Raw genomic sequence first — 15,007 nt, 5'->3', positions numbered from 1 at the left:
TATTGAAAATAAATTGATATTACTTTAATATTAAAGATGTATTTTGTATATAATATTTATCGTTTAGTTGTAAATTAACTATTTATAAATATAAAGGAGGATGATATACATATATTAATATGAAACGTGTTTTAGCATCAAATAAAAAATGAAAATAAAGATTAAATTTAATAGAAGAATTTATGCAAAAAGGATAATACGCCACAGTATAAAAAAGAAATTCCACATTAATGGAAACGATTGCATCACAAAATAACAAATGAAATTTTACAATTTCTAATAAAATAAGTATTTTTATTACGAAAAAGAGTTGTATTAAATTGAATAGTGACATATATTATAGTCTAATGAATATAAGATGATACAAGGAGTTATTACATGAGTAAAAGACAAAAAGCATTTCATGACAGCTTAGTAAACGAAAAAACAAGAGTAAAACTTTATAAGTCCGGAAAAAATTGGGTTAAATCTGGAATTAAAGAATTAGAAATGTTTAAAATTATAGGCTTACCATTTATTAGTCAAAATATAGATAAATACGATAATGATAGTGTAAGTAAGAAAATGACAAGTTATGGTCTCAAAACAACAGCAGTTATTGGTGGGGCATTTACTGTCAATATGCTACATGATCAACAAGCTTTTGCGGCCTCAGATGCACCGTTAACATCTGAATTAAATACGCAAAGTGAGACAGTAGGTAATCAAAACTCAACGACTATTGAAGCGTCAACATCGACAACCAATTCTACAAATGTAACGAAAAATAGTAGCTCAGTACAAACATCAAATAGCGACACTACTTCAAGTGAAAAGTCTGAAAGTGTCACATCGACAGTTAACAGTACAAGTAATCAACAAGACAAAACAGCATCTACATCTGAATCAACATCCTCAAAGAATACTACATCAAATTATGATACTAAGTCGACAGCTTCAACTTCAAGTACGGAACAACAGAGTAATACATTAATAAATCAAAGTACTGCATCAAATAATACTTCGCAAAGCACAACGCCATCTTCAGCCAATTTAAACAAAACTAGCACTACGTCAACCAGCACAACGCCAGTAAAACTTAGAACCTTCAGTCGATTAGCAATGTCAACATTTGCATCAGCTACCACAACGAGTACCATTACAGCCAATACCATTACAGTTAATAAAGACAATTTCAAACAATATATGACGACATCAGGTAATGCTACTTATGATCAAAGTACAGGTATCGTCACATTAACACAAGATTCAACAAGTCAGAAAGGTGCTATTACATTAGGAACACGTATTGACTCTAATAAGAGTTTTCATTTTTCTGGAAAAGTAAATTTAGGTAATAAATATGAAGGATATGGCAACGGCGGCGATGGTATTGGTTTTGCGTTTTCACCAGGGCTATTAGGTGAGACAGGATTAAATGGTGCCGCAGTAGGTATCGGTGGTTTGAGTAATGCGTTTGGCTTCAAATTGGATACGTATCACAATACATCTAAACCAAATACAGCAGCAAAAGCAAATGCTGACCCATCTAGTGTTGCAGGCGGTGGCGCATTTGGTGCTTTTGTAACAACAGATAGTTATGGCGTTGCAACAACCTATACTTCAAGTTCAACAGCTGATAATGCTGCGAAGTTAAAAGTGCAACCTACAAACAATACGTTCCAAAATTTTGACATTAATTATAATGGTGATACAAAAGTTATGACTGTTACATATGCTGGTCAAACATGGACACGTAATATTTCAGATTGGATTGCGAAAAGTGGCACGACCAACTTTTCATTATCAATGACAGCCTCAACAGGTGGCGCGACAAATTTACAACAAGTACAATTTGGAACATTCGAATATACTGAGTCAGCTGTTACGCAAGTGAGATATGTTGATGTAACAACAGGTAAAGATATTATTCCACCAAAAACATATTCAGGGAATGTTGACCAAGTTGTGACAATTGACAATCAACAATCAGCATTGTCTGCTAAAGGATATAACTATACGTCGGTCGATAGTTCATATGCATCAACTTATAACGATACTAATAAAACTGTAAAAATGACGAATGCTGGACAATCTGTAACATATTACTTTACTGATGTGAAAGCACCAACTGTAACTGTAGGCAATCAAACAACTGAAGTTGGTAAATCAATGAATCCGATTGTATTGACTACAACGGATAATGGTACTGGAACCGTTACAAATACAGTGACTGGGCTGCCATCAGGACTAAGTTATGATAGTGCAACAAATTCAATTGTTGGGACGCCGACTAAAGTAGGGCAATCAACAGTAAGCGTTGTATCGACTGATCAAGCAAATAATAAATCGACAACGAACTTTACAATAAATGTTGTAGATACAACAGCACCAACAGTAACGCCAATAGGAGATCAATCATCAGAAGTTTTTTCTCCAATATCACCGATTAAAATTGCTACTCAAGACAATAGCGGTAATACTGTTACAAATACAGTGACAGGATTGCCATCTGGATTAACATTCGATAGTACGACAAATACGATTAGTGGTACACCAACAAATATTGGTACAAGTACTATTACAATCGTTTCTACAGACACTAGTGGAAACAAAACGACAACAACTTTTAAATATGAAGTAACAAGAAATAGTATGAGCGATTCAGTATCGACATCGAGCAGTACCTTACAATCACAAAGCGTGTCATCTAGCACAGTAAATTCTCAAAGTGCATCAACAAGTACGTCGGAATCTATTGCGACGTCAACTTCAGCAAGTACATCAAAATCAACAAGTGTTAGCTTATCTGATTCTGCCAGTGTATCTAAATCTTTGAGTACTTCAGAAAGTAATAGTGCATCTAGTTCAACGAGTGCAAGTTTGGCAAATTCACAAAGTGTATCGTCAAGTATGTCAGATTCAGCCAGTAAATCAACATCATTAAGTGATTCTATTTCAAACTCTAGCAGTACTGAAAAATCCGAAAGTCTATCAACAAGTACATCTGATTCGTTGCGTACATCAATGTCACTTAGTGACTCGCTAAGTATGAGCACATCGGGAAGTTTGTCTAAGTCACAAAGTCTATCAACAAGTACATCAGGATCGACTAGTACGTCACAATCATTAAGTGAAAGCACATCGAATGCAATCAGTACGTCCACATCATTGAGTGAATCAGTCAGCACATCAGAATCTATAAGTATTTCAAATAGCATTGCAGACTCGCAAAGTGCATCAACAAGCAAATCGGAATCACAAAGTACATCAATATCATTAAGTACAAGCGATTCTAAATCGATGAGTACCTCAGAATCATTAAGCGATTCAACAAGTACAAGTGGCTCTGTATCTGGATCGTTAAGTCTTTCAGGATCTCAAAGCATGTCAACGAGTACATCGGAGTCATTAAGCACATCGAAAGTGTCGAGTGAATCAGTGAGTACGAGTGATTCTTTAGCAGCATCAACAAGTAAATCTACGTCAGTAAGTGAATCGTTAAGTACATCTCAATCAAGCAGTGCATCAGAATCATTAAGTGATTCGATAAGTACATCAGACTCAACAAGCAAATCCCAATCATTAAGCACTAGCCAATCAGACTCATCTAGCAAGTCTATGTCATTAAGTAATTCATTACGCATGTCAGAGTCATTGAGTACCTCAACTTCTACGAGTACAAGTATGTCTGGTTCAACAAGTTTATCAACATCATTAAGCGATTCAAAGAGTGCGAGTATGTCTGCATCAACTGCATCGAGTGAATCAGTATCGCAAAGCATTATGACAAGCACATCTAATTCGGCAAGTACATCAACATCAGAAAGTACAAGTGTATCAGAGCATACTTCAGCATCATTGAGTACGTCAAAAAGCCTTAGCACGTCAGAGTCTGATTCAATAAGCGACTCAGCGTCAGTAAGCGGATCTGCAAGTAAACTTACATCAGAGTCGTTAAGTACATCGATATCTGCTAGTGAATCTAACAGTACGAGTGATTCGAAATCACAAAGTTTATCAGCATTTTTAAGTGAATCAGTGAGTGAAAGCACATCAGAATCGACATCAGAGTCATTGAGTGGATCAACAAGTACGAGTATGTCCTTATCAGACAGTACATCAGAATCTGGCAGCACCTCAACATCATTGAGCACATCAACCAGTGGAAGTGAATCCATTTCTGCATCAACTAGTGACAGTATATCAGCGTCAACTGCTAAGAGTGCAAGTGCATCGACATCACTAAGTCAGTCGATGAGTACGAGTATGTCCGGTTCAACAAGTGTATCAACATCGTTAAGTGATTCGACAAGTACAAGTAAGTCTAATTCGATAAGTACATCAGAATCGACAAGCGATTCAATCAGTACAAGCAAATCTGATTCATTAAGTACATCAACATCGCTAAGTGAGTCAACAAGCACAAGTGAGTCAGGTTCAACGTCAATGAGTGAAAGCAAATCCGATTCAACATCAACAAGTACAAGCACGAGTGAATCCGATTCAGAAAGTACAAGCACATCGACATCAACAAGTTTGTCAGACTCAATCAGCACATCATTGTCACTAAGCGCATCAATGAATCAAAGCGGTATAGACTCAAACTCAGCAAGTCAAAGTGCCTCAACATCAACAAGTACAAGCACGAGCGAATCCGATTCACTAAGCACCTCAACATACACAAGTCATTCAACAAGTGCAAGTGAATCCACATCAACATCAACGTCACTAAGTGATTCATCAAGTATATCTAAAAGTACAAGTCAATCAGGATCAACAAGCACATCAACATCGTTAAGCGATTCAGAAAGCGTATCCGATTCAGAAAGCAAATCAGAAAGTACAAGTGAATCAAACTCAACAAGTACATCAACATCACTTAGTGATTCATCAAGCATAAGCGACTCGGCATCAGAAAGTAAATCAGAGTCAGCAAGTACATCAACATCAACAAGTGAATCCGATTCGTCGTCAACATCATTAAGCGATTCAACATCAGCGTCAATGCAAAGCAGTGAATCCGATTCACAAAGCACATCAACGTCATTAAGTAATTCACAAAGCACATCAACATCAAACCGAATGTCGACTATTGCAAGTGAGTCAGTATCGGAAAGTACATCAGAATCTGGCTCAACATCAGAAAGTACAAGTGAATCCGATTCAACATCAACATCATTAAGCGATTCACAAAGCACATCAAGAAGTACAAGTGCATCTGGATCAGCAAGTACATCAACATCAACAAGTGACTCTCGAAGTACATCAGCTTCAACTAGTACTTCGATGAGTACAAGTACGCTTGATTCACAAAGTATGTCGCTTTCAACAAGTACATCAACAAGTGTGAGTGACTCAACGTCATTATCTGATAGTGTGAGTGATTCAACATCAGACTCAACAAGTACGAGTACATCAGGTTCTATGAGTGTGTCTATATCGTTAAGTGATTCTACAAGCACATCAACATCGGCTAGTGAAGTAATGAGCGCAAGCATATCTGATTCACAAAGTATGTCAGAATCTGTAAATGATTCAGAAAGTGTAAGTGAATCTAATTCTGAAAGTGACTCAAAATCGACGAGTGGCTCAACAAGCGTAAGTGATTCTGGCTCATTAAGCGACTCAACGTCATTAAGAAAATCGGAAAGTGTGAGCGAGTCTAGTTCATTGAGTGGCTCTCAATCGATGAGTGATTCAGTAAGCACAAGCGATTCGTCATCATTAAGTGTATCGACGTCACTAAGAAGTTCAGAAAGCGTGAGTGATTCTGATTCATTAAGCGATTCAACATCAACAAGTGGTTCGACTTCAACAAGTACATCTGGTTCATTGAGCATATCAATATCATTAAGTGGTTCAGAAAGTGTAAGCGAGTCTACCTCGCTAAGTGATTCAATATCAATGAGTGATTCTACTAGCACAAGTGAATCCGACTCATTAAGTGGATCAATATCTTTAAGTGATTCCACAAGTCTCAGCACTTCTGATTCATTAAGTGATTCCAAATCATTAAGTAGCTCGCAAAGTATGAGTGGATCAGAATCAACGTCAACAAGTGTGAGCGATTCGCAGTCAAGCTCAACAAGTAATAGTGAATTTGACTCTATGAGCATCAGTGCATCAGAAAGTGACTCAATCTCTACAAGCGATTCGACTAGCATCAGTGGATCAAATTCAACGAGTACATCACTTTCGACATCGGATTCAATGAGCGGAAGCGTATCAGTTTCAACATCGACAAGTTTAAGTGACTCAATATCAGGTTCAATAAGCGTAAGTGACTCGAGCTCATTAAGCACATCAGAATCGTTAAGTAATTCAATGTCACAAAGTCAGTCAACAAGTACAAGTGGCTCAAGTTCATTGAGTTCATCGATATCATCATCAATGTCAACAAGTGCAAGTACATCGACATCACAAAGCACGTCGGTGTCGACGTCACTATCAACATCAGACAGTATCAGCGAGTCCACTTCAATAAGTATTAGTGGTTCACAAAGTATAGTAGAATCAGAATCTACAAGTGATTCAACGTCGATTAGTGTATCAGAATCAGTAAGTGGTTCTACATTGATGAGTGAATCCGAATCAAACAGCATGTCTCAATCACAGAGCTTATCAGACTCAACAAGTAGTTCTGAGTCAATAAGTGATTCCATTTCAATCAGTACATCCGAATCACTAAGTATGTCTAGTTCGATACTCAATTCGGCTTCGATTAGCAACTCTAATTCAATGAGTATGTCTGGTTCAAATTCAACAAGCACATCAGTATCGATGAGCATGTCCGATTCAGACTCAACAAGTACGTCAGAGTCATTGAGTGTATCCGTTTCAACAAGTATGTCAGAATCAACATCAATTAGTGAGTCTAGCTCTATATCTGACTCGATTTCAACAAGCACATCAGAATCTGACTCTATGCATCCATCAGATTCAACGAGCACAAGTCATACACAAATCGCGAGCGCGTCTAGTTCAACAAGTGAGTCAATGGCACCAAATACAAATGTTTCGCAGTCAGCAACACATTCTCAGTCAACATTAAGTGAAACATCTGAAGCAATGAAGCAAGATGCCACATCAACACATAGTAATAAGAAATTACCAGAAACAGGTGACTCAATTAAACAGGGCGGATTATTAGGTGGTGTCATGACACTATTAATTGGTCTAGGACTAATGAAAAGAAAGAAAAAGAATGACGAGGATAAAGAAGACGATACGCAAGCATAATTAGAGCGTATAGATAATAAAATTAAAAAGACTGAGGCAACAATCACTAGAAAAATCGACATAGGATTTTCAATGATTAGTGATGAACCCTTAGTCTTTTTAATGCTTTGAAATCGAAGAGGTGTAACATGATAAAACTTTTACAACAATATGAATATAAAATTGTATACAAACGTATGCTTTACACATGTTTTATCTTGTTTATATATATATTAGGTACAAATATTTCGATTGTTTCATATGGCGATACGCAGGTAAAACATGAGTCGTTTTTTAAGATAGCAATTTCTAATATGGGCGGGGATGTTAATACATTGAATGTTTTCACGCTCGGTTTAGGACCATGGCTAACATCAATGATTATATTGATGCTTATTTCCTATAGAAACATGGATAAGTATATGAAACAAACGCGTTTAGAGAAACATTATAAGGAACGTATTTTAACTTTAATTCTAAGTGTGATACAAAGTTATTTTGTAATTCATGAATACGTTATGAAAGATCGTGTACATTATGAAAACATTTATTTGATGATATTAATTTTAATTACCGGAACGATGTTACTAGTTTGGCTAGCTGATAAAAATAGTCGCTATGGTATTGCTGGTCCGATGCCTATTGTGATGGTTAGTATTATTAAATCAATGATGCATCAAAGGTTTGAACATATCGATGCAGGTCATATAATCATCACATTATTATTAATACTCGTGATCATCACATTAATTATTTTATTATTTATTGAATTGGTTGAAGTTAGATTACCTTACATTGATTTAATGAATGTGTCAGCAACAAATATGAAATCGTACTTGTCTTGGAAGGTAAATCCTGCAGGGAGTATTACTTTAATGATGAGTATTTCAGTATTTGTGTTCTTAAAAAGTGGTATACATTTTATCTTATCTATATTTAATGATGATATATCTGATGATTTACAGATGCTGACATTTGATAGCGCCATCGGTATTTCGATTTATTTAATCATTCAGTTAGTGTTAGGGTATTTCTTATCAAGATTTTTAATAAATACTAAACAAAAGACAAAAGATTTTTTGAAAAGTGGAAATTATTTCTTAACAGTAAAGCCTGGTAAAGATACTGAATGCTATTTAAACCGTAACGCTCGGCGCATGTGTTGGTTTGGTTCTACATTAGTTACAGTTATTATTGGGATACCACTTTACTGTACGTTACTTGTACCACATTTATCTACTGAAATTTATTTTGCAGTTCAACTGATTGTATTAATTTATATCAGCATTAATATTGCAGAAACAATTCGTACCTATTTATATTTTGATAAATATAAGTCGTTTTTGAATCAATATTGGTAAGGAGGTAATTATGAAATATTTTATCCCAGCTTGGTATGATGACCAACAATGGTGGCAAGATACAACAGTACCGTATTATCAAATGCAAAAAAAGACAGAGTTTGATGACATGATTAGTTTGATGGGCATGCATCTGGAAAATGAATTAGACTATCAACTTATCGTTTTAAATCATGCACCGAATTTAAGAACATTTTTACATCGGTATGATCTATATGAGACAAAGTATTGGTCAGTATTCGATGAAATTCAAGGGTTTAGTCATCATGCACCACAAGCGATTAATTATCATCACTTAAAATGGCCCGATGATGTAGAGTTTGTTTACACCCCATATTTATTAAAATGTGTGACGAGTAGTCAAACGTTTACGAATATTTATTTTAGTCAGGAAGGGTATTCGATTTGGTTTGAGGAATTTGAAAATAATCAATTACAGCGACGTTATATATTTGATGATAGAGGTTATTTATCGGCTATACGTTATTTTGATGATCAGGGAGAGGCTTCTTATCAAGAATATTTAACAATCAACGGCGATTGTGTACTTTGCGAAGATTTAAAAGATGGGCGAGTCTCTGTTTTAGAAAGGTATCATCATGATTATCACCAGACACAATATAACAGTATGGCTGAAATAATTGAAGAGAAATTTCAAGAGATGATTACAAGAACAATACACGCAGAAGATCATGTGATTGTAGCTTCAGATACTAGACATAATCAGTTTATTGCTAAAAATATTCCAGCACAAGCACTAAGTTATTCATTTTTTAAAAACAGAAATGAAACGGTGTCTTTCGAAGAATATCAGTCTATCGTGAAAGGTGCGCATTTTATTGTTGATAGCTTGCAACTAGAACAATCATTATTCCAACATCAACAAAGTCTTGCTCGACAGGATGACATGATTCGAATTACTCCTTTTGAAACAAGGCAGTCGCCTAACATTAGCAGTCAATTAATGGAAACATTTATTGGAGTTTGGATAGATGGTATGACTGAGGATAACTTAAAACAATTAATGGAATGTCTTGTTGATTATATTGAGCGTGAAGATCAATACCGTTTAATCTTGCTCACACGGCATCAAAATAATATACCACAATGGTTACGTACATGTATGACATCAGTGAATGAGGCACATCAAGCTAAAAAAGAAGAAGATGTGAATGTTTCTGCGTTAATGACAACTGAAGATCAGGACGATGTCATTACTCTTAAGACGATATTTGCTGAACATGATGTTGTTGAAGCGATGCGCACATTACGAATAATTATCGATATGTCTGAGGAACCAGATTTATATTTACAAATCAGTGCGATTAGTGCTGCAATTCCACAAATTAATAGTCAATCAACAGATTATGTTTCTGACTATGATAACGGGCGTATCATTGAAACGCCTCACCAACTAAGTGAAGCGTTAAATTATTATTTAGGTTACTTGAAAAATTGGAACTATGCTTATGCCTATTCTTTAAAATTAATAGATGCATATGCATCTAACAATATTATTCGACAGCTCGATGAATTAATAGAAGGTGAAAAAGATGCCACGTAAATTTAAAGTGTTACAAATTGGTGGAGATGATTTAGAGTCTATTTTCCAAAATAAAAAAGGTGTAAGTTGGGACTACTTTGATGTAGGTCTGTTTGAGTTTAATAGTGGTTATATAGAAGCGATTGAGGCGATTGTTGAAGCTGAAGGGCATTTTGATTTTATTTATATTCAAGCACCATACTCGAAGGCATTAATGCAGATGTTACAAATGATAAGTGAACCATACAACACATATGTTGACGAGGCATTTTGGACACATAAATTTGAACAAGATCAAATAGTTAAAAAGTTCTTCATACGACCATTACATTATCACGATATTCAAGAACGTAATAATAAATTAGAGGCAGTTAGCTTCTCAGGGCAGTATGGAGATAAGATTTCGCCTAAGCTAGCACTTGTGCACCCGAACTTTAAAGGCGATATTGTCTATCAGGGCAATTCTGCACTCACATTATCGGGAGAATTTGGAAAAGAATTTAAACCTATCGCTTCTTGGCAAAATAATCTCGTTTACGATAAAGATAAAGTAATTCAAATATGGCCGGAATTTGATATTGATGGTGTGGTTGAGTTGCAATATACATTTAGATTGATTCAGACAGGCGCTGATGGCGCATTAGTTGAACAAATTGTATTGAATAATGATGAGTTAGAGGTTCCTTTAGAGATATCGTCGAGACCTTTTGATGCGTATATTAGTGTGACCGTTAAAGCTCGTGGAAATGGAACGGTGAATTTAGGACCTATACATAAACGTTGGTCTAGGTTAGATATGGGCCAGTTTTTATTAGGTGGAGAACGCTTTGTAGATGATCAAAGGCAAGAATTTATATATTATTTTCATCCTGGAGATATGAAACCACCACTAAATGTATATTTTAGTGGTTATCGAACAGCGGAAGGTTTCGAAGGGTACTACATGATGAAACGTATGAACGCACCGTTTTTACTTATCGGTGATCCTAGAATTGAAGGAGGTAGTTTTTATATTGGGTCGTCTAAATATGAAAAAGGTATTGTAAATGTCATTGAACAAACCTTAGAACAACTTAACTTTAATTCACATGAACTAATATTATCAGGATTGTCTATGGGTTCGTTTGGTGCCTTGTACTATGGGGCACAGTTAGATCCTCAAGCAATTATTGTCGGGAAACCACTAGTCAATATCGGAACAATTGCTGAACATATGCGATTACTTAGACCAGAAGAGTTTGGTACAGCATTAGACGTCCTGGTGTCTAATGAAGGTGATACATCTCAAGCATCGATACAAGCTTTAAATCAAAAATTTTGGCAAACATTTCAAAAGAAATCATTGTCACAAACTGTATTTGCCATAGCATATATGCAACATGATGACTATGATCCGCATGCTTTTCAAGATTTATTACCTATATTAACAGAACACCAAGCACGAGTGATGAGTCGTAGTATTCCTGGGCGACATAATGATGATTCACCTACCATTGCAAGTTGGTTTGTTAATTTTTATAACATTATTTTGGAAGATAAGTTTGGGAGAGTTCAACATGCTGAAAAATAAAACATTTAAAGTTACTTGGAATTATATTTCACAAACTACATTTATGTATGGCTCAAAAGTATCATTTTCAAATGGTGAAGTGACTTTTGTTAATCCTTTAATGCCTTCAGGGCTACCGATTCATGAGTGGTTGATGTTAAAGCAATTTTCGAAATATAAAAGTGCACCAAGCTTGCCAATATTACGTAGAGGACAACGTTATCACATGCATTTCGACTTTGATGCAACACCTAGTAACTCTGTATATTTTATTATCATTTTCTATAATAAGAATGGAACGAAATTAAGTACTGAAATTGTAAAATCAAGAAATATTACGATGCAATATCCTGAAGAAGCCTATGCTTATAAAATTAAACTGATGAATGCGGCGTCTACAGCACTTACTTTTAGAAGTTTAACAATCACGGAAATCACGCATCAAGCTGATTTGGAATATAAAGGTATGCAGGTAACGAAGATAGGCGATGACCAAGATGAAAATGAAGTATTGAATGTCATTATTACAGAACCTTCGGATACGTATCCAACTATTTCGAATGATTTTTTGAAATCGTTTGGTCATGTTTGGCTCGTTGAACGTTGGATGGATGACAATATCGATGAAAATATTAAGCAACTAAAGGATGATTTGCAAAGTCGAGGTACCCTAACGGCTATTAATATTATTAGTCATGGATCAAGGTCGAATGTTTTTGCGACTTATGTCGCTCAGCATTTAGATTGCAAAGTGCATCGGACGAGTCATGAAGATGATGATTTAAAAGAATGGCTTAAAGAACATGTCCCAGGAAATCATGAACAAAAAGATACAAATATCGAGATTTATTTTAAAGAAGAGCAAGACAACCATCTAAATTATATGTCACGTTTAATGAATCCAGTGCGATTTTTAGATTACTTAGATGTATCGAAACTGAATGGTGGGAAAGTAAATGAAACATAAACTAGATGTTACGATAAATGCATTAAGACTAAAGTCGATTAGAAAAATAGTGAAACGCATCAATTCATGGAGCGAAGAAGTTAAATCATATTCTGATGATGCGTTAAAACAAAAGACAATAGAATTTAAAGAACGTTTAGCATCAGGAGTTGATACATTAGACACATTGTTACCTGAAGCTTACGCGGTGGCTCGTGAAGCTAGTCGAAGAGTGTTAGGTATGTATCCAAAGGAAGTGCAGTTGATAGGCGCAATTGTTTTGCATGAAGGTAACATTGCAGAGATGCAAACAGGAGAAGGTAAAACGCTAACGGCCACAATGCCTTTGTATTTAAATGCTCTTTCCGGAAAAGGTACATATTTAATTACTACAAATGATTATTTAGCGAAGCGTGATTTTGAGGAAATGAAGCCGCTATATGAATGGTTAGGTTTAACAGCTTCGTTAGGTTTCGTTGATATTGTGGATTATGAGTATCAAAAAGGGGAAAAACGTAATATATATGAACATGACATTATATATACAACAAACGGGCGTCTTGGATTCGACTATTTAATCGACAATTTAGCAGATAGTACTGAAGGGAAATTTTTACCACAATTAAATTACGGTATTATTGATGAAGTGGATTCAATTATATTAGATGCCGCTCAAACGCCACTAGTTATTTCTGGTGCACCAAGAGTTCAATCGAATTTATTTCATATTGTTAAAGAATTTGTAGATACATTAGTTGAAGATTTACATTTTAAAATGAAGAAAACTAAAAAAGAAATTTGGCTCTTAGACCTTGGGATTGAAGCGGCTCAGGCGTATTTTAATGTTGAGGATTTATATAGTGAAAGGGCTATGGCTTTAGTACGCAATATTAATCTTGCTTTACGTGCACAATATTTATTTGAGTCTAATGTCGATTATTTTGTTTATAATGGTGACATTATTTTGATTGACCGTATTACAGGGCGCATGTTGCCAGGCACTAAATTACAAGCTGGACTTCATCAAGCGATAGAAGCAAAAGAGGGTATGGCAACTTCTACCGATAAAAGTGTCATGGCAACGATTACTTTTCAAAATTTATTTAAACTTTTTGAGTCATTTTCAGGTATGACAGCAACAGGTAAATTAGGGGAATCAGAATTTTTTGATTTATATTCTAAAATTGTTGTACAAGTGCCGACTGACAAACCTATCCGACGCATCGATGAACCAGATAAGGTATTTCGTTCTGCTGATGAAAAAAATATTGCCATGATCAGACATATTGTTGAATTACATGAAACGGGGAGACCTGTTTTACTTATAACGAGAACTGCAGAAGCTGCAGAATATTTTTCAACAGTATTTTTCCAAATGGATATTCCGAATAACTTATTAATTGCTCAAAATGTAGCAAAAGAAGCGCAAATGATTGCTGAAGCAGGACAAATTGGTGCTGTGACTGTGGCAACAAGTATGGCCGGAAGAGGTACAGACATTAAACTTGGCGAAGGTGTAGAAGCTTTAGGTGGACTAGCTGTTATCATTCATGAACATATGGAAAATAGCCGTGTAGATAGACAGTTGCGAGGTCGCTCTGGCAGACAAGGGGATCCGGGATCGTCATGCATTTATATTTCCTTAGATGATTATTTGGTTAAACGATGGAGTGATAATCAATTAGCAGAAAATAGTAAATTATATACATTGGAAGCACAGCAGTTATCGCAAAGTCGCTTATTTAATCGCAAAGTGAAGAAAATTGTAGTTAAAGCACAGCGTGTTTCAGAAGAACAAGGTGTTAAAGCACGAGAGATGGCAAATGAATTTGAAAAAAGTATAAGCATTCAACGAGATATTGTATATGAAGAACGTAATCGGATTTTAGCTATTAATGATGCGGAAAACAGAAGTTTCACAATGCTAGCTAAAGAAGTCTTTGACATGTTTGTATACGAAGAGAAGACTTTAACTAAAGAAAAAGTGGTCGATTATATTTATCAAAATTTAAGTTTCCAATTTAACAAAGATATGTCTTATGTTAATTTTAAAGATAAGGAAGCAGTTGTAACGTTTTTATTGGAACAATTTCAGACGCAGGTGGCTTTGAATCGTAACAATATGCAAAGTACATATTATTATAATATTTTCGTACAAAAGGTATTTTTAAAAGCAATTGATTCGTGTTGGTTGGAGCAAGTTGATTATTTACAACAATTAAAAGCAAGTGTTAATCAGCGACAAAATGGTCAACGTAATGCGATATTTGAGTATCATCGTGTAGCGTTAGATTCATTTGAAGTAATGACGCGAAATATAAAGAAACGAATGGTAAAAAATATTTGTCAAAGTATGATTACATTTGATAAAGAAGGTATGCCGGTTATACATTTTCCATAAATGAAAA

General features: G+C 35.3%; 6 protein-coding genes. All 6 read left to right on the top strand.

Annotated features, from left to right (window positions below):
* Positions 1-378 precede the first annotated feature (378 nt).
* The 6 genes from SAMSHR1132_RS13135 (at position 379) to secA2 (ending at position 15,000) form a co-directional block, all read left to right on the top strand.
* Positions 379-7,221, top strand: a complete 6,843-nt coding sequence (locus SAMSHR1132_RS13135; RefSeq protein ID WP_000044557.1) for a lectin-like domain-containing protein — start codon at positions 379-381, stop codon at positions 7,219-7,221.
* A 128-nt stretch (positions 7,222-7,349) separates the two neighbouring features.
* Positions 7,350-8,561 (top strand): accessory Sec system protein translocase subunit SecY2, encoded by a 1,212-nt coding sequence (secY2, locus tag SAMSHR1132_RS13130; protein WP_000593780.1) that lies wholly within the window; start codon positions 7,350-7,352, stop codon positions 8,559-8,561.
* A 10-nt stretch (positions 8,562-8,571) separates the two neighbouring features.
* The gene (gene asp1, locus SAMSHR1132_RS13125) at positions 8,572-10,125 is read left to right on the top strand and encodes an accessory Sec system protein Asp1 (RefSeq protein ID WP_000873194.1); all 1,554 of its coding nucleotides are present in this window, start codon (positions 8,572-8,574) and stop codon (positions 10,123-10,125) included.
* Positions 10,115-11,674 carry an accessory Sec system protein Asp2 gene (gene asp2 / locus SAMSHR1132_RS13120; protein WP_001137453.1) on the top strand — a complete coding sequence of 520 codons (1,560 nt, stop codon included), beginning with the start codon at positions 10,115-10,117 and terminating at the stop codon, positions 11,672-11,674. Before asp1 ends, asp2 begins: the two co-directional genes overlap by 11 nt.
* A complete protein-coding gene (gene asp3 / locus SAMSHR1132_RS13115) occupies positions 11,661-12,620 on the top strand; it encodes an accessory Sec system protein Asp3 (RefSeq protein ID WP_000916754.1) in 960 nt (319 codons plus the stop codon). Before asp2 ends, asp3 begins: the two co-directional genes overlap by 14 nt.
* The gene (secA2, locus tag SAMSHR1132_RS13110) at positions 12,610-15,000 is read left to right on the top strand and encodes an accessory Sec system translocase SecA2 (RefSeq protein WP_000680931.1); all 2,391 of its coding nucleotides are present in this window, start codon (positions 12,610-12,612) and stop codon (positions 14,998-15,000) included. The genes asp3 and secA2 overlap by 11 nt, the downstream gene beginning before the upstream one ends.
* Positions 15,001-15,007 lie beyond the last annotated feature (7 nt).

This window comes from Staphylococcus argenteus (assembly GCF_000236925.1).
Classification (GTDB): Bacteria; Bacillota; Bacilli; order Staphylococcales; family Staphylococcaceae; genus Staphylococcus; species Staphylococcus argenteus.
Note: the sequence above shows the minus strand (reverse complement) of the source record. Positions and strands in the feature narration are given on the sequence as shown.

What these genes read in the sequence shown, in the direction of transcription:
- asp3 (WP_000916754.1), top strand. Translation starts at nt 11,661, where the DNA reads ATGCTGAAAAATAAAACATTTAAAGTTACTTGGAATTATATTTCACAA.
- secY2 (WP_000593780.1), top strand. Translation starts at nt 7,350, where the DNA reads ATGATAAAACTTTTACAACAATATGAATATAAAATTGTATACAAACGT.
- asp1 (WP_000873194.1), top strand. Translation starts at nt 8,572, where the DNA reads ATGAAATATTTTATCCCAGCTTGGTATGATGACCAACAATGGTGGCAA.
- asp2 (WP_001137453.1), top strand. Translation starts at nt 10,115, where the DNA reads ATGCCACGTAAATTTAAAGTGTTACAAATTGGTGGAGATGATTTAGAG.
- SAMSHR1132_RS13135 (WP_000044557.1), top strand. Translation starts at nt 379, where the DNA reads ATGAGTAAAAGACAAAAAGCATTTCATGACAGCTTAGTAAACGAAAAA.
- secA2 (WP_000680931.1), top strand. Translation starts at nt 12,610, where the DNA reads ATGAAACATAAACTAGATGTTACGATAAATGCATTAAGACTAAAGTCG.